The organism is Devosia sp. RR2S18 (genome assembly GCF_030177755.1).
Lineage (GTDB): Bacteria > Pseudomonadota > Alphaproteobacteria > Rhizobiales > Devosiaceae > Devosia > Devosia rhizosphaerae.
The window spans coordinates 2,839,577-2,854,753 of record NZ_CP126539.1 but is presented as its reverse complement, the minus strand read 5'-3'; the positions used below and the strand labels follow the sequence as shown (position 1 = coordinate 2,854,753).

Here is a 15,177-nt window from a genome sequence, read left to right as displayed (position 1 = left end):
CTGCAACAGCCACTTCGCAACCACATTGTGGCAGCGCCGAAACCCCTTCTGCCCAATTGCGCCGCTTTTCCCGATGCGTAGAGTGGGTCTTGCGAATCCATGCATGGGATCGTTTGTCGGTCGCAGCGCGACGGCAACACACTGCACCACGATAGTGTGGTCGCGTTTCGACAAGCCGCTGGGTAACCGGCACAAAATGACTGACTTTGGAGGTCAACTAATGAAACTCAAGAGCCTTATCCTCGGTTCTGTTGCCGCTGCTGGTCTTTCGACCGCAGGCTATGCTGCCGATCTCGGCGTTCTGACGTCGCTTGACGTCTGCGATACCCTCGGTCTTTCGGGCCTGACCCTGTCGTCCGACACCAACTGCCTGCAGATCACCGGTGGCGTTTCCTACGAATTCATCTGGGGCGACTACCGCACCGAAGACGCTGTTGCGCGGACATTCGATGGTACTCGCAAGGTTCCCGTGAACGATGGCGATGCCGACTGGGCGACCAAGGTCGAAGCTTGGTTGAAGTTCGTTGGTACTGCACCGAGCGACTTCGGTCCTGCCAGCGCCGTGATCAAGCTGAAAGAAACCGACATCACGCGCGTGAACAACACGGTGACCGCAGCAGGTGTGGACGTTTCAACTCCCGACAACGACGGCAAGTTCGATGGCGTTCAGATCGACGAAGCTTATGTTTCGATCGGTGACGCCACTGTAATCATGGCTGGCCGCAAGGGCTCGATCGCTAACCTGTCCGATGACGAACCTTTCAACTTCCTCGGCCTGTTCAACTCCGATGCTATCGACGGCAAGGGTATTCTTGTTGACGGCGACACCACCTATCTTGGTGGTCACGTGATCCAGGTTGTCTCGGACCTTGGCAACGGCGTTAGCGTCGGTGTTGGTCTTGAGAACCTGAACGGCGATAGCACCTTCGATTCTGCTGAAGTTGCTAACACTTCTCGTCATGGCACGCTTGTCGGCGTGGTAAGCTACGCTGGTGCGGGCGTAACTGCACACGTCACCGGTGCTGCCCTGGGTATTCTCGACGGCGACGTCGAATCCTGGTTCGTGCATGCTGGCGCAAGCGGTACCTTTGACGTGTTCAAGGTCCGTGGCGCTGTTGGCTACTGGGAAGATCGTAACTTCGCTGACATCGACGTCCTCAACGCACTGGTCAGCGCCGAAGCCACCTTCGACCTCTTCAAGATCGCTCTTTCGGGTGAAGTTGCCAATGTCGAAGACGGCGCCCTTGGCGATTACACCGATTACGGCGTCGGCGGTTCGGTCGGCGTTGCGGTCACCGAAGGCGTTGCGATCAACCTTGGCGCTCGTTACTTCTACGACGACCTCTATGATCTCGACACGACCCAGGTTGCCCTCCAGGCTGTTGCTGCGGTCACCGAGACCATCAAGCTGACCGGTGAAGTCGGTGCCTACTTCGGCGACGGCGTTGACGCCATCACCGCTGACGACACCTCCACCACTGGTATCGACGACACCGTGTACTACGGCGCTGCCGAACTCGCTTGGGCTCCTGGCGGTGGTTTCACCTCCTCGCTCAAGGGCGAAGTGTTCAGCACCGAAGCCTACAAGGTTACCTTCAAGGCTGCCAAGTCGTTCGAGTAATCCTCGGATCACGACCACTTATGGAAGGCCCAGCTCACGCTGGGCCTTTTCTTTGAGCGCTATTTCTTAGGCACAGCTGGGCTGCAGAGGACTTAGAAGTTGATGATGTCGCGCTCAGGGTGCTTGCGGTAAGCTCTCCGCTAACAAATCTGTCCAGCAGTGCCAGCCCGGGACAGAATGAGGACCGCTGACCAATGCGCCGACTGCGCGTAACCCCGGAGACGTGCTTCGGTTCCAGGAAATTTTATGGGATCGAAATCCGGAGCGTAACGTTTCCTGATCAAGCCGCTACTGGCTCAAACAGCGTGGAGATCAAAACCATGAAGTCTTCTATTTTTGCACTTGCAACTGCTGCCGCTCTCTCGCTCGGGATGTCGAGCGTAGCTCTTGCTCAGGATGCCACCACTCTCCTCGAACCCGTCGTCGAGGGTTGCCCCATCAACACCGAAGGCGTCGAGACCGAGAGCGGGGTTGCCACTCCCACGGGCGAGTCCCTGGTGGACGAGGGTGATGACGATATGGACGGCGGCGACCTCGATGACGGCCAGATCCCCGTTGATGAATGCGAGGACGGCGAATTCACCGGCATCGGCGATGGCGCGATTGATGGCACCGTTGATGCCGACGATAGCGGCGCCGACTCGCTTACGAACTAAGCACGGCCTGTATCGATATGCAGGAGGCCCGGCACTGCCGGGCCTTTTCCGTTTGTAACTCCCGCCTGCTATCACTCAAGCTTGCCAACCCGTCCGAGTGCTGCTCGGCAGCACCCTTCCTCCTTCGCTCCACTCGTTTTTTGCATCGCCCTCGGATGATCGCTAGCGGTTGAGAGCGGCGTTGCTGCGACTCCATGGCTGCTCACACCCGGTCGTGAATCACCCTTTTTTCATCTAGATTCGATCGGCAGTCATCGACGCTGGAGCAAGCATGAAGCCGTCGGCAGGATCAAAACGCGGATTGACCATCGCGACAGTCATGGGGGGGATCAACTTGGCACTGCTGATGCAGTCCCCCGCTTTCGGGCAAGCAACCGACACCACGCCTCCAGCAGAACTCACCCACAGCAGTTCCTTTGTCACCTTCGAAGCGCTGCGGGTAGAAGATTATTGGATGAGCGCAACTCGCCAACCCGCTGGCGTCATTGTGTTCGATGGCTATGCACCGAGCGAGGCAATCCGCCGGGCGTTCGCCGAACGAGAGGGTGCCGATATCCACTGGCTGCAACTCGGCAGCGGTGAACCGGCTGTCTATCAAAGCGCAACCACCTTCGGTCTTGGTGTTCTTGATTATCTAAGCGAAGGTCGTTTTGCCCTCCGCGAGAACGTCATTTCTATCACCGGCATGGCGCGCTCGCCCGCCGACCACCAGGCATTGCAGGAGCTGCTGGACGCCGGCGTCCCACCAGGTGTGGTTCTGGTGCGTGCCGAGATCTCTCTGCCGAAAGAAGCTGCTGCAGCCGTCGAGAGTGGCCTCCTCCCTGCCGCCGAAAGCGTTGCTGCGGAACTTGTGCAAGTCACCGCAGCTTCCGAAATTCCACTCTCCAATTCTGGAGAGTGCCGATCGGCGCTAGAAGAATTCTCCTCCCGCAACGCCATTCTCTTCCGGTCTGGCTCCGCAGCCGTTACCCCAAGTTCTGAACTGGCGTTGGACGAATTGGCGGCCGACCTGAAGAACTGCACCGCCTCCGCGGTCTACATTGAAGGTCATACCGATGCCGCCGGCGATGACCGCAAGAACCTTGCCCTCTCGGTTGCTCGCGCCGAAGCTGTTGTTGCCGGCCTTGTTGCCCGCGGCATCGAACCGCAGCGCCTCTATGCCGTCGGTAACGGCGAAACGCAGCCCGTGGCCGACAATGAGACCGAAGCAGGGAAGCGGCTCAACCGGCGCATCGTGGTGACCATTCCCGACGAGGAGGCGTGAGCCGCTAGGCAGCACGCCGCAGGGGCGGCAGCCCGGCAATGAAATGTGCGACGGCCTCGATGTGCTCTCGCTGATCAAACAGGGCAGGGGACCCTTGTCCGGGGATCGTTGTCGCAGCCGCATCTGGGCGGCGGCGCACCATTTCGTCGTAGGTTTCTCGCCGCAGCTGGTCGGTCAATTGCGTCCGCATCAGCAGCAGGGGGGCACAGGTCAGCGCATCGTAGAAGGGCCACTGCGCCGCGAGCACATCGTCAAAATTTATGCTGGCAAGCGCCGCCATGAGCCGCTTGTCGTAGAGCGGTCGCGCCCGGCCGCGCTTGTCGAGATAGTGTGTTCGCCCCATCAACGCGTCGAGCCGCTCAACCGGCAAGCCGGGATAGTCGCCGGCCAGCACCCGCCGAAAATCGCCTTGTACGAGCTTGGGGCCGCGCAGACCCTCCACATGCGAAAGATTGTTGCGCAGCCGCACGATGCCGCGAGAATCTGTAACTGGACCCGAATCCAGAAGAACCGTACCGGCGATAAGCAGCGGATGGTCCGCCGCCAGCGCCATTGCGACCTGACCACCATGGCCTTGCCCCAAGATCACCACCTGCTCAATCCCGAGCGCCGCCAGCACGCTGGCCACGTCACGCGCATCGGCCAACGAACTATAGTCGCCACGAGGACGATCATCGGAACGCCCGCGACCGGGAAGATCGATCAGCACCACCGGGCGATCTCCCCCACTGGTGCGGCGCAGCGCCGATGTAAACTCGGCAAAGTCGCTCATGTTGCGCTGATAGCCGGGTAGACAAACAACCGGCAGGACCTGGCTCGAGAACTGCCCGGCAACATGCACCGCGACCCGCAGCCCGGAGCCAAGAGCAATATGGCTCACGGGCAGCGCAGCAAAGGCGGGGTGATCGGCGGGTACGGTTCTGGCGCGCGGCATGGACTACTCCCGGATGTCGCTTTCTAGCGGCACCCATCGCATGGCCGCAAGGCAGTGTATCTAGCGAATGCTGCGCAAGGCCTGCTGCTGGGTGATCGGTTCAGCCCCAAGCCGCTCCCGATAAACCAAATAGTTGCCGAGCACGCGCTTCACATAAGTTCGTGTTTCCGAAAACGGGATCAGTTCCACCCAAACCACCGGATCGACACGAGCCGTGCGGGGATCGCCATATGCCTTGATCCACTTGTTGGCGTTACCCGGCCCGGCGTTGTATGCCGCTGCGGCAAGCAGCAACGAGCCGTCATAGCGCTCCAGCTGCGTGGCAAGATAGGTGGAGCCAAGCAGGGTATTGTAAGCGGGATCGCTCACCAGGCGAGACGGCGAGTAATCCAGCCCCAGGTCACGCGCCACGTCTTTGGCAGTGCCCGGCATCAACTGCATCAGGCCGCGCGCCCCTGCATGGGAAACCGCATCCACCTGGAACATGGACTCCTGCCGCACTACGGCATGCACCGCCGCCTCGTCAGCTGCCAGCTTCACCTCGTCCGCCCATTCGCCTTCGGGGAAGCTCAGCAGGTCGAGCGCATGGCCCTTCTGGTCGGCCTGTGCGGCGATAGCGATCGAGAGCTGATAGGCGCCAATTTCCCGCGCGAGTTCAGCCGCCAACAACAATTCGCCAGGCTGGTCGGCGCCAAAGCCGAGTTGCCGCAACAGGGGCACCGCCATGCGCCACTCGCCATTGGCCGCAAGCAGTCGAACCGCGCGCACGAGCGGCTTCTGTTCGAAAAGCGTCGTGATATCCCGCGCATTGGGCAAATTGCGCACTTCGAGCGGTTCACCAAGCTCGGCACGCGCTAGCTGGCCGTAAAACACTGTTCGGTGCTCTGCCGCGCGCTTGAGTGCTGCGTGCGCCGCCGCCTCATTGCCCAGCCGCAGTTCAGCACGGGCCAGCCAATAATTGGCCTGGCTAATGGAGTCAGGCAGCGTCGCGTGCGCGGTCATTGCCGCGAACTGTTCCCGTGCCGCTTGCCCATCGTCGAGGAAGGTCAGGGCGATCCAGCCGGCATAGAACTTCGCCTGGACCAATGGCCCTGCCGGCCCGTTGGTCTGCCCGGCAGCGGCCTCGAAGGCAAGTTGGGTGTCTCCCAAGGCCAGCAGCTGACGCGCCAAAACCTCCCGCTCGTCCCACCATTCACCCGCTTCAGGAACCTCGGCGGGCGCCTTGTTGAGCCATTCGACCGCGCTCTCCCAAAGCTCGAACTGCCGGGCGCGCTGGGCCCGGGAGAATATGAAGACGGGATTGGTCTGCATGCTGGGGTGCACCGCATCAAGGCGCGCCTTTGCATCGGCGTCATTGCGCGACACTGCTGCCCGAGCCACCACCAGCGATTTCTGCGCCTCATCGAAAAAGCCCAGCAGCCGCTCGCTTCCCTTGGCGCGATCATGCATCATCAGGCGCATGGCTCGCGCCCAGTGGTCGTCCTTATCGAGCAGCGAGCCCAGAGTTGCTAGCACCTCTGCTTCTTGCTCGCGGGTCAGGAAGTTCTCGGTCCAAAGGCTCTGCGCCAGCTCGGTTGCGCGTTTGGTCTCTCCGGCGCGCAGAAGCGCCTGCGCCAGGTCGATCTGCGCTGTCATCGTACTGGGCGCAGCTGCCGGGTAGAGCTCCAGCAGTTCCGCGTCGGTCAGCTTGGCGCGGGTCAACGACTGCTCCAGCCGCGTCTGGAATGTGGAGGAAGCCGCAAATTCTGGCGCCTCTTCCGCCAGAGCTGCCGCTGCATGGTAATCGATCTTGCCAGCGTTGAAGTAGATTGCCGCCCACTGGATCGTTCGCCGCTCCACCGCATTGGGCAGTGCCGCAGCGGCTTTGAACGCCTCGACAGCGTTGCCATCGGCCAGTTCGCCTAGAGCCGCTCGGAAAGCAGCTGATCCCTTTTCACTCTTCCTGGCGATCGGTGCCGTCGAGCGAACCGAACCCGTCACCACCGTGTCGACCGGTTCTGTTGCAGACACCAGAGGGTAGACAGCAAAGCCACCCGCTCCCAAAGTCAGGGTCATTATGCCGGTCAAAAGGGCTTTTCTCATCTGCTGTCCTACTGGTACGCGCACCCATGTCCAGCAAGGCGCCCGATCCTTGCGGGTAAGCCAGTTTTACCACTTCGTGGTAAATGCTGGGTTTCCGCCGTTGCGTCCTGCCGTTTGCCGGAACACCACCCGCAACAAAGCGTTGTGGTGCTCACCAAGAAAAACTATGGTGCGCCCCCATCTCATACCGCCACGGCTGAACTGTGGCAGACCAAACAAGGATAGTTCGACAGATGCTGCGAGGATCGATCACGGCGCTTCTCACCCCCTTCCGGAACGGAGTGGTGGACGAGAAAGCCTTCTCGAGCTTTGTCGATTGGCAGATTGCCGAAGGCAGTCACGGCTTGGTGCCCGTGGGCACGACTGGGGAGAGCCCCACCGTTAGCCACGAAGAGCACCGGCGGGTCGTCGAAATCTGCGTCGAGGTGGCCAACAAGCGCGTTCCGGTCCTGGCTGGCGCGGGGTCCAATTCCACCGCCGAGGCCGTATCCTTGGCCAAGTTCGCCGAGGAGACCGGTGCTGACGCGGTGCTTTCGGTCGTGCCCTACTACAATCGGCCTAACCAGGAAGGACTCTTCCAGCACTTCTCGGCTGTGGCCTCCGCCGTCGGTATTCCTGTTATTCTCTACAGTGTACCCGGCCGGACCGTGGTCGATCTCACGGTCGATACCATTGCGCGTCTGCGGGATGCTCACGACAACATCATCGGCGTCAAGGATGCCACGGCCGACATGAGCCGGGCGAGCCTGCAACGCGACAAGCTAGGTAAGGACTTCATCCTGCTGTCGGGCGAGGACATGACTGCCCTAGGCTTCAATGCCCATGGCGGCTCCGGCTGCATCTCCGTGACAGCCAACGTCGCGCCGCGCCTTTGCTCGCAACTGCAGGAGCTCTCGCTGGCAGGTGACTTTAGGGGGGCACTGGCTATCCAGGACAAGTTGGTGCACCTGCATCGCAACCTCTTCCTTGAGCCCAATCCCACCGCTGTAAAGTACGCAGCCAACCGGCTTAATCTCTGCGCCAATGAACTGCGTTTGCCACTGGTGCCGATTACCAAGGCTACGGAAGACGCTATCGACTTTGCATTGCGCCATGCAGGCCTTATCTAGAGCGTATGGTCCAGCAAAAGAACGACAAGAAAAAAAATGGTGTGATCAGCCACGGCCTGGTGGCTGAGAACCGGCGCGCGCGGTTTGATTACGAGATCGAGGATACCCTAGAGGCCGGTCTCGTGTTGACGGGAACGGAAGTGAAATCGCTCAGGCTGGGGAAGGCGCAGATTGCCGAATCCTATGCCTCGCCCGAACAGGGCGAGCTCTGGCTCATCAACGCGCACATCCCCGAATACCTGCAGGCGAACCGGTTCAATCACTCCGAGCGCCGTCCGCGGAAACTGCTCGTTTCCAAAAAGCAGCTGTCGCGCCTGGATTCGGAGGTTTCCAGGGCAGGCAATACCATTGTGCCGCTCAAGATCTATTTCAACGATCAAGGCCGTGCCAAGGTGCTAATCGGCCTGGGCAAGGGCAAGAAGAACTACGACAAGCGCGAAACCCAGCGCAATCGCGACTGGAACCGGGATAAGTCGCGGATCCTCAAAGAGGGCGGTCGCGGCTGACGCCTACTCGGTGGCGGGGCTCGGCACCGGCCGTGCCGCTTGCGGCCGCCCGACGCTCTTGGCGAGCTCCGTCAGTTCCATGAAGAAGTCAGCTTGGCGCCGCAACTCGTCCGAGATCATCGGCGTCGGCGTTGTCAGGGTCGACACGACTGTTACCCGCTTGCCCCTGCGCTGCAGCGCTGCCACGAGCGCAGTGAAATCGCCGTCGCCGGAAAACAGCACCAGATGGTCATAATAGGGGGAGAGTTCGAGGGCGTCGACGGTGAGCTCGATGTCCATGTTCCCCTTGATTTTGCGTCGTCCCGTGGCGTCGGTGAATTCGCGCGCCGGCTTGGTGACGACTGTGAACCCGTTGTAATCGAGCCAGTCGATCAGGGGGCGGATCGAGGAGTATTCCTGATCTTCCACCAGCGCCGTGTAGTAGTTCGCGCGCAGGAGATAGGCCTTGGCCGAGAATTCGGTCAGCAGGCGACGGTAGTCGATGTCGATCCCGATGGCCTTCGATGCGGCGTAGAGGTTGGCGCCATCGATAAAAAGCGCGATCTTCTCTCGAGGATCGATAGCCATGAAGACACCCCAGGTTTGCCGCAACACTGCGCGCGCTACGCTGTTAAGTTCCGCCGGAAACATTAAGCTGTGTGGCTCTTCGCACACTGCGCCGATAGCCGCAACTGCAGCCAAGTTGCTCACGTCATCTTGGCAGCCAAAAGCGTAAGCAATCCTTGTGCCGCCATACGCCTTCGTGTATGGCAAGCGTTCATTCCACAAGTTTTGGAGACGTTCGTGGCACGCGTCACCGTTGAAGACTGCATTGAAAAGATCGAGAACCGCTTCGATCTCGTCCTCATGGCCGCCCATCGTGCGCGCATGATCTCGTCGGGTGCACAGATTACTGTCGCCCGTGACAACGACAAGAATCCCGTTGTAGCGCTCCGCGAAATTGGTGACGGCACCATCTCGCCGGAAGACCTGCGTGAGGATCTGATCCACTCGCTGCAGAAATATGTCGAGGTCGACGAGCCGGAGAGCCATGCGGCGCCGCTCATCGAGAGCGCCGGCGGCGACGACTCGATCAATTTCGACACCATCAGCGAAGAAGAACTGCTGCGCGGCATCGAAAGCCTGGCCCCGCCGGAGCGTCGCGACGACTGATTATTGTCGCAACCTGACATTTTCAGGCGTCCGGTCAGCACCGGGCGCCTTTTTCTTTCCTTTTCAACGCGCTAAGTTGCAGACGCGAGCGAGCGGCGACTTCCCATGATGCGGCAATATGAGCTTGTCGAACGCGTTCAGGCCTACAACCCGAACGTCGATGAGCAGCTTTTGAACAAGGCCTATGTTTACGCCATGCAAAAGCATGGCTCACAGAAGCGTGCTTCTGGCGACCCCTACTTCAATCATCCGCTCGAAGTCGCCGCTATCCTGACGGACCTCCGGCTCGACGATGCCTCGATTGCCGTTGGCCTCCTGCACGATACGATCGAGGACACCGACGCTACCCGGTCTGAGATCGACCAGATGTTCGGCAGCGAGATCGGTGCCATTGTCGATGGCCTCACCAAGATTGAGCGCCTCAATCTGGTCTCGCGCGAAGAGGCGCAGGCAGAAAACCTGCGCAAGCTGCTCCTGGCCATCAGCCAGGATGTGCGGGTGCTTCTCGTCAAACTGGCCGACCGCCTGCACAACATGCGCACGCTGCAATATATGCCGCCCGAGAAGCGGACGCGTATCGCGCAGGAGACCATGGACATCTATGCGCCGCTTGCCGGCCGCATGGGCATGCAGGACATGCGCAACGAGCTCGAGGATATCTCCTTCAAGATCCTCCAGCCCGAGCATTACAAGGCCATCACATCGCGCCTTGCAGAAATGCAGTCCGAATATAGCGAGACCATCTCCAGCATCTCGACCGAATTGACGGAGCGGCTCGCCGCCACCGGCATCAGCGCCCGGGTCAAGGCGCGCCTGAAGTCACCATTCTCGATCTTCACCAAGATCGAGCGCAAGCAGATCGCGCTCGAACAGCTCTCCGACATGATCGGCTTCCGCGTCATCGTCGGCTCGGTGGAAGAATGCTACCGCACCGTCGGGGTCGTCCACACCAAGTGGAAGGTCGTGCCCGGGCGGTTCAAGGACTATATCTCCGTCCCCAAGCACAACGATTACCAGTCGATCCACACCACCATCGTCGGTCCAGGACGGCAGCGTGCCGAATTGCAGATCCGCACCGAGGAGATGGACCGTATTGCCGAGTTCGGCATCGCCGCCCACGCCCTCTACAAGGATGGCGCCTCGGCCGACCTCACACGCATCGAGCACGAATCGCACGCCTATGGCTCGCTCCGCTCCACCATCGAGCACCTGACCGCCGGCAATTCGACCGAGGACTTCCTTGAATACACCCGCCTGGAGCTGTTCCAGGACCAGGTTTTCTGCTTCACCCCACGGGGGCGACTGATCGCGCTGCCGCGTGGCGCGACGCCAATCGACTTCGCCTACGCGCTCCACACCGACATTGGCGACACCTGTGTCGGCGCTAAAATCAACGGCTCCATCCTGCCGCTCGTCACCCATCTTCGCTCCGGCGACGAAGTGGAGATCATTCGCGATCAGAACCATATGCCGCCACTCAACTGGCTCGGCATTGCAGCAACCGGCAAGGCGCGTGCTGCTATTCGGCGCGCTGTCCGACAGGCGGCAGCGCAACGCGCCTACGCTCTGGGCGAGCACGTGCTCAACATGATGCTCGACCGTGAGGGCGTGTCGCTGGACGACTCCGAATCTGCCGCACTGGCAGAGGCCCTGGGCATGCCGGGCAAGCGCGAAATGCTGATCGCGGTGGGCGAGGGCAAGATCGGCTCCGAGCCATTGGGCACCGAACTTGCCACCATCAAGGGCCTCCACAAGCGCCGCCGCAAGCTCGATCTCCCCGTCGCCGATACCGCTGCAGGATGGTTCGCCCTGCGTTCCTCCGATCTGTTCCGGTTCCGGGTTCCGGGGGGACAGAAAGCGGGGCCCCGCGCCAAGACTGCGCTTGCACAACTGGACTTCCACATGCCGGTGGCGATCTCAGGAGAAGGCGTCGTCCCTGGCGATCGCCTCGTGGGCATCCTCCAGCCTGATGCTCCACTGACGATCTACCCCATCCATTCCGATGCGCTCATCGACATGCACGACAGCGACGTGGCCTGGGTTGACGTGCGCTGGAATCTCAGTGGCAGGGAAGGGCTCTACCCTGCTGTTATCGCAATGGAATCGGTGAACAAGCCGGGCTCGCTGGCGCAGATTTCCTCGGCCATTGCAGCGTGCGACGCCAACATTAACAACCTTGTAATGCGGATGATCTCCCCCGATTTCCACCACATGATCTTTGAAATCGAAGTGCGCGATCTTGCCCAGCTCACCGATGTTCTGGCAACGCTCAAGCGCAGCCCCGGCCTCTCGGCCGTGCAGCGGGCGAGCACGCGCGAGGCGGGCATGATCTCGACGCTGGAATGGGATGGCAATGTCGACCGGAGACACAATGATGACCAAAGATGAAGTGTTGGCGATCTTCCGCGAATGCGGGGCTATGCTCGAAGGGCACTTCATTCTCTCGTCGGGGCTCCGCTCGCCGGTCTTCCTGCAAAAGGCCAAGGTCTTCCAATACGCGCACCAGACAGAAAAGCTCTGCCGCGCCCTGGCCGACCAGATTCGCTCCGCGGGCTACGCTGAAGTGACGAAAGTAGTCTCGCCGGCCATCGGGGGAATCATCCCCGGCTATGAAACCGCGCGCCAACTCGGTCTGCCCGCGCTCTACACCGAGCGGGTGGAGGGCAAGTTCGAGCTCCGCCGGGGCTTTGAGATTTCGCCTGACGACAAGGTCATCGTCGTCGAGGACATTGTTTCGACCGGCCTCTCCATTCGCGAATGCGTCGAAGCTCTGCGGGATATCGGCGCCAACGTGGTCGCTGCTGCCTGCCTCATCGACCGTTCCGGCGGTGAAGCGGATGTCGGCGTGCCGCTGGTGAGCCTTATCGAATACAAGGTGCCGGCCTACCCAGCCGATCAACTGCCACCTGAACTGGCCGCCATTCCCCCCACCAAGCCAGGCAGTCGCGGCATCCAGGGGGTGAAATGATCATCGGGCTGGGCTCCGATCTGTGCCAGATCGGTCGAGTGGAAAAAACGCTGGCCCGCTATGGCGAGCGCTTCACCAATCGCTGCTTCACTGACATTGAACGCCGCAAGTCAGATCGCCGGGCTCAGCGCGCCGCCTCCTACGCCAAGCGCTTCGCCGCCAAGGAAGCCTGCTCCAAGGCTTTGGGCACAGGCCTCGCGTTCGGCGTCTACTGGCGCGATATGGGGGTAGTGAACCTGCCGTCGGGCAAACCGACCATGCACCTGACCAATGGCGCGGCAAAAGCGCTGGCGCGCCTTGTGCCCCCCGGCCACGTGCCCCACATTCACCTCACCATCACGGACGACGCGGGGCTCGCCCAGGCCTTCGTCATCATCGAAGCGCTGCCGATTGACCCGGCAGGAACAAACGCCTAACGCTTCGGCACGCTTTCCCCGGGGAAATATATGAGCTCTTCCGCCGACAAGACCGCCAAGAAGTCTGCGACGAATGAATGGGTGGAAACCATCGTCGTCGTTGCCGAGGCGCTACTGATCGCCATCGTGTTGCGCTCTTTCCTCTACCAGCCTTTTTCCATCCCCACCGCGTCTATGCAGCAGACCCTGATGATCGGCGACTATTTCGTCGCCAACAAGTTCGTCTGGGGTTACGGCAAGCACTCCTTCTCGCTCGGCCGCTACGGCAATTTCACCGCGCTCGATTTTGAGCTGCCGATCACCGAGCGCATCTTCGGCCGCGAGCCCAACCGTGGTGACGTCGCCGTTTTCCGCCCGGTGCCGCAGAACGTCGAATACATCAAACGTATCGTTGGCTTGCCCGGAGATCGTATCCAGGTGCGCGACGGCCGGCTCTACATCAACGGCACGATAGTGGAGCGCGAGGAAATCGGCACCGCGCTCGATACCGACAGCGAAGGCGACACCCGCGAGGTTACCGTCTACCGCGAGACCTTCCCCAATGGTTCGGTGCACATCATTCAGGAAATCTCTGACAATGGTCCACTGGACAACACACCTGAATATGTGGTGCCCCCCGATCATTACTTCATGATGGGCGACAATCGTGATCGCTCCGCCGATAGCCGCGTGCTGAGCCAGGTCGGCTACGTGCCCGAGGTGAACTTGATCGCCAAGGCCGAGGCGCGGTTCTTCTCCATTCGCGACAACATTCCGCCCTGGCAGATCTGGCATTGGCCCGCCAATGTACGGTGGGATCGCATGTTCGAATCCATCGAGTGATGAGCAGGCGCGACCGGACCCACGAAAAACTCCAGTTTCGCCTCGGCTATCGCTTTGCCGATCTGGATCTGCTTGAGCGGGCGCTGACCCACTCGAGCGCAGTGTCGCCCAGCAAGCGTATCGAGCACTCCTACCAGCGGTTGGAATTCCTCGGCGACCGCGTCCTTGGGCTCGTTGTTGCCGACATGCTCTATCGCCGCTATCCCAAGGCCAATGAGGGCGAGCTGAGCCGTACGCTCAACACGCTTGTGCGCAAGGAAACCTGCGCCATCATTGCGCGCACGCTCGATCTGGGTCGCGAGCTGAACCTGGGCGAGAGCGAGGCGCGCACCGGGGGCGCTGAAAAGGAAGCGATCCTTGGCGACGCGACCGAGGCGGTGATCGGCGCCATCTTCTGCGATGGTGGTCTGGGCAAGGCTTATGAATTCGTCGAGCGGATGTTCGAGGAGTTCTTGGTAGACGGCCAAGCCAACCGCGCCGACGCCAAGACGACCCTCCAAGAGTGGGCGCAGGCGCGTGGACTCGAACCACCCAGCTATACCCAGACCGAGCGCACCGGCCCCGACCACGCGCCCGAATTCACCATCTCGGTGCGCCTCGGCGAATTCGAGCCGCTCAGCGCCACCGGCTCATCCAAGAAGATCGCCGAGCACAAGGCCGCGGAGCAGTTTCTGATCCGCCAGAATGTTTGGAAGGAACCGAAATGACCGATGCGTCCCAGCCCGCCGATACCTCCTGCGGCTTTATCGCGCTGGTCGGTGCCCCTAACGCGGGCAAGTCGACCCTCCTCAATGCGCTGGTCGGCACCAAGGTGTCCATCGTCACCCACAAGGCGCAGACCACGCGCAGCCAGGTGCGTGGTGTGGTGACCGTCGATGCGGCGCAGCTCGTCTTTATCGACACCCCCGGTATCTTCGCGCCCAAGCGCCGGCTCGACCGTGCCATGGTGGAAAGCGCCTGGGGCGGGGCAGGGGATGCCGACCTCGTCGCCTTTATCGTTGATGCTGAAAGGGGGATAACGCCCGATCTTGATTCAATGATCGAGGGTCTTGCGAGCATTCGCCACCCTAAGGTGCTGATTCTCAACAAGATCGACGCCATCAAGAACGAGGCACTGCTGGAGCTTTCCCAAACGCTCAACGAGAAGCTACGTTTTGAGGCGACCTTCATGATTTCGGCCCTCAAGGGCTACGGCGTCGCCGACTTCATGGATTGGTGCGTCAAGCACATCCCGCCCGGCCCCTGGCACTTCCCGGAAGATCACCTCACCGACCTCACCATGGCAATCACCGCGGCCGAGATCACGCGCGAAAAGCTCTTCCTGCGCGTCCACGACGAAATCCCCTACAACGCCACGGTCGAGACCGAGAGCTTTAAGATCCAGAAGGATGGCTCCTACAAAATCGACCAGGTGGTCTACGTCACCCGCGACAGCCACAAGAAGATCGTGCTTGGTGCTGGTGGGCAGACCATCAAGGCCATCGGCCAGGAGGCCCGCAAGGAACTGATGGAGATGTACGAAGTCCCCATCCATCTCTTCCTCTTCGTCAAGGTCCGGGAGAAGTGGGGCGACGACCCCGAGCGCTACCGCGAAATGGGCCTGGAATATCCCCATGGGAAGATGTGAGAGCATAGCACTGCCACTGC

The 15,177-nt window shown here is 60.9% G+C and carries 15 protein-coding genes; 12 read left to right on the top strand and 3 right to left on the bottom strand.

All coding sequences use genetic code 11. From position 1 onward, the window contains the following. The first annotated feature begins 220 nt into the window (after positions 1 to 220). The 3 genes from QOV41_RS13990 to QOV41_RS13980 all read left to right on the top strand — a co-directional run bounded on the left by QOV41_RS13990 (position 221) and on the right by QOV41_RS13980 (position 3,541). A complete protein-coding gene (locus tag QOV41_RS13990) occupies positions 221 to 1,621 on the top strand; it encodes a porin family protein (protein ID WP_284577359.1) in 1,401 nt (466 codons plus the stop codon). 320 nt (positions 1,622 to 1,941) lie between these two features. Beyond that, complete coding sequence (locus tag QOV41_RS13985) at positions 1,942 to 2,277, top strand: hypothetical protein (RefSeq protein WP_284577357.1); 336 nt, start codon at positions 1,942 to 1,944, stop codon at positions 2,275 to 2,277. 271 nt (positions 2,278 to 2,548) lie between these two features. Next, on the top strand, positions 2,549 to 3,541 hold the full coding sequence (locus QOV41_RS13980; RefSeq protein ID WP_284577356.1) for an OmpA family protein: 993 nt from the start codon (positions 2,549 to 2,551) through the stop codon (positions 3,539 to 3,541). 4 nt (positions 3,542 to 3,545) lie between these two features. Here the strand turns inward: QOV41_RS13980 and QOV41_RS13975 are convergent, their stop codons facing one another. Continuing rightward, the gene (locus QOV41_RS13975) at positions 3,546 to 4,475 is read right to left on the bottom strand and encodes an alpha/beta hydrolase (RefSeq protein ID WP_284577354.1); all 930 of its coding nucleotides are present in this window, start codon (positions 4,473 to 4,475) and stop codon (positions 3,546 to 3,548) included. A gap of 60 nt (positions 4,476 to 4,535) precedes the next feature. Further along, complete coding sequence (locus tag QOV41_RS13970; protein WP_284577353.1) at positions 4,536 to 6,557, bottom strand: lytic transglycosylase domain-containing protein; 2,022 nt, start codon at positions 6,555 to 6,557, stop codon at positions 4,536 to 4,538. Positions 6,558 to 6,790: 233 nt separating this feature from the next. Here QOV41_RS13970 and dapA point away from each other — a divergent pair, with 233 nt between their 5' ends. Together dapA and smpB are read left to right on the top strand one after the other, a co-directional pair. Beyond that, the gene (gene dapA, locus QOV41_RS13965) at positions 6,791 to 7,666 is read left to right on the top strand and encodes a 4-hydroxy-tetrahydrodipicolinate synthase (RefSeq protein WP_284577352.1); all 876 of its coding nucleotides are present in this window, start codon (positions 6,791 to 6,793) and stop codon (positions 7,664 to 7,666) included. 5 nt (positions 7,667 to 7,671) lie between these two features. Continuing rightward, on the top strand, positions 7,672 to 8,172 hold the full coding sequence (gene smpB / locus QOV41_RS13960) for an SsrA-binding protein SmpB (protein ID WP_284577350.1): 501 nt from the start codon (positions 7,672 to 7,674) through the stop codon (positions 8,170 to 8,172). Between the two features lie 3 nt (positions 8,173 to 8,175). Here the strand turns inward: smpB and QOV41_RS13955 are convergent, their stop codons facing one another. Continuing rightward, on the bottom strand, positions 8,176 to 8,739 hold the full coding sequence (locus QOV41_RS13955) for a LabA-like NYN domain-containing protein (RefSeq protein ID WP_284577349.1): 564 nt from the start codon (positions 8,737 to 8,739) through the stop codon (positions 8,176 to 8,178). A 216-nt stretch (positions 8,740 to 8,955) separates the two neighbouring features. Between QOV41_RS13955 and rpoZ the strand changes: the two genes are divergently transcribed. The 7 genes from rpoZ to era all read left to right on the top strand — a co-directional run bounded on the left by rpoZ (position 8,956) and on the right by era (position 15,157). Next, positions 8,956 to 9,324 (top strand): DNA-directed RNA polymerase subunit omega, encoded by a 369-nt coding sequence (gene rpoZ / locus QOV41_RS13950; protein WP_284577347.1) that lies wholly within the window; start codon positions 8,956 to 8,958, stop codon positions 9,322 to 9,324. A gap of 105 nt (positions 9,325 to 9,429) precedes the next feature. Next, complete coding sequence (locus QOV41_RS13945; protein WP_284577346.1) at positions 9,430 to 11,712, top strand: RelA/SpoT family protein; 2,283 nt, start codon at positions 9,430 to 9,432, stop codon at positions 11,710 to 11,712. Further along, positions 11,699 to 12,292: an orotate phosphoribosyltransferase gene (pyrE, locus tag QOV41_RS13940; protein ID WP_284581334.1), complete on the top strand. Its 594-nt coding sequence runs from the start codon at positions 11,699 to 11,701 to the stop codon at positions 12,290 to 12,292. The genes QOV41_RS13945 and pyrE overlap by 14 nt, the downstream gene beginning before the upstream one ends. After that, entirely contained in the window at positions 12,289 to 12,708 is a 420-nt protein-coding gene (gene acpS, locus QOV41_RS13935) for a holo-ACP synthase (RefSeq protein WP_284577345.1), read from the top strand. The genes pyrE and acpS overlap by 4 nt, the downstream gene beginning before the upstream one ends. Before the next feature lie 30 nt (positions 12,709 to 12,738). Next, the gene (gene lepB, locus QOV41_RS13930; RefSeq protein ID WP_284577343.1) at positions 12,739 to 13,530 is read left to right on the top strand and encodes a signal peptidase I; all 792 of its coding nucleotides are present in this window, start codon (positions 12,739 to 12,741) and stop codon (positions 13,528 to 13,530) included. Beyond that, positions 13,530 to 14,237: a ribonuclease III gene (gene rnc, locus QOV41_RS13925; RefSeq protein WP_284577342.1), complete on the top strand. Its 708-nt coding sequence runs from the start codon at positions 13,530 to 13,532 to the stop codon at positions 14,235 to 14,237. The genes lepB and rnc overlap by 1 nt, the downstream gene beginning before the upstream one ends. Continuing rightward, positions 14,234 to 15,157, top strand: coding sequence for a GTPase Era (gene era / locus QOV41_RS13920; protein WP_284577341.1), 924 nt, complete (start codon positions 14,234 to 14,236; stop codon positions 15,155 to 15,157). Before rnc ends, era begins: the two co-directional genes overlap by 4 nt. The last annotated feature ends 20 nt before the right edge of the window (positions 15,158 to 15,177 follow it).

What these genes read in the sequence shown, in the direction of transcription:
- QOV41_RS13990 (WP_284577359.1), top strand. Translation starts at nt 221, where the DNA reads ATGAAACTCAAGAGCCTTATCCTCGGTTCTGTTGCCGCTGCTGGTCTT.
- QOV41_RS13985 (WP_284577357.1), top strand. Translation starts at nt 1,942, where the DNA reads ATGAAGTCTTCTATTTTTGCACTTGCAACTGCTGCCGCTCTCTCGCTC.
- QOV41_RS13980 (WP_284577356.1), top strand. Translation starts at nt 2,549, where the DNA reads ATGAAGCCGTCGGCAGGATCAAAACGCGGATTGACCATCGCGACAGTC.
- QOV41_RS13975 (WP_284577354.1), bottom strand. Translation starts at nt 4,475, where the DNA reads ATGCCGCGCGCCAGAACCGTACCCGCCGATCACCCCGCCTTTGCTGCG.
- QOV41_RS13970 (WP_284577353.1), bottom strand. Translation starts at nt 6,557, where the DNA reads ATGAGAAAAGCCCTTTTGACCGGCATAATGACCCTGACTTTGGGAGCG.
- dapA (WP_284577352.1), top strand. Translation starts at nt 6,791, where the DNA reads ATGCTGCGAGGATCGATCACGGCGCTTCTCACCCCCTTCCGGAACGGA.
- smpB (WP_284577350.1), top strand. Translation starts at nt 7,672, where the DNA reads ATGGTCCAGCAAAAGAACGACAAGAAAAAAAATGGTGTGATCAGCCAC.
- QOV41_RS13955 (WP_284577349.1), bottom strand. Translation starts at nt 8,739, where the DNA reads ATGGCTATCGATCCTCGAGAGAAGATCGCGCTTTTTATCGATGGCGCC.
- QOV41_RS13945 (WP_284577346.1), top strand. Translation starts at nt 9,430, where the DNA reads ATGATGCGGCAATATGAGCTTGTCGAACGCGTTCAGGCCTACAACCCG.
- pyrE (WP_284581334.1), top strand. Translation starts at nt 11,699, where the DNA reads ATGACCAAAGATGAAGTGTTGGCGATCTTCCGCGAATGCGGGGCTATG.
- acpS (WP_284577345.1), top strand. Translation starts at nt 12,289, where the DNA reads ATGATCATCGGGCTGGGCTCCGATCTGTGCCAGATCGGTCGAGTGGAA.
- lepB (WP_284577343.1), top strand. Translation starts at nt 12,739, where the DNA reads ATGAGCTCTTCCGCCGACAAGACCGCCAAGAAGTCTGCGACGAATGAA.
- rnc (WP_284577342.1), top strand. Translation starts at nt 13,530, where the DNA reads ATGAGCAGGCGCGACCGGACCCACGAAAAACTCCAGTTTCGCCTCGGC.
- era (WP_284577341.1), top strand. Translation starts at nt 14,234, where the DNA reads ATGACCGATGCGTCCCAGCCCGCCGATACCTCCTGCGGCTTTATCGCG.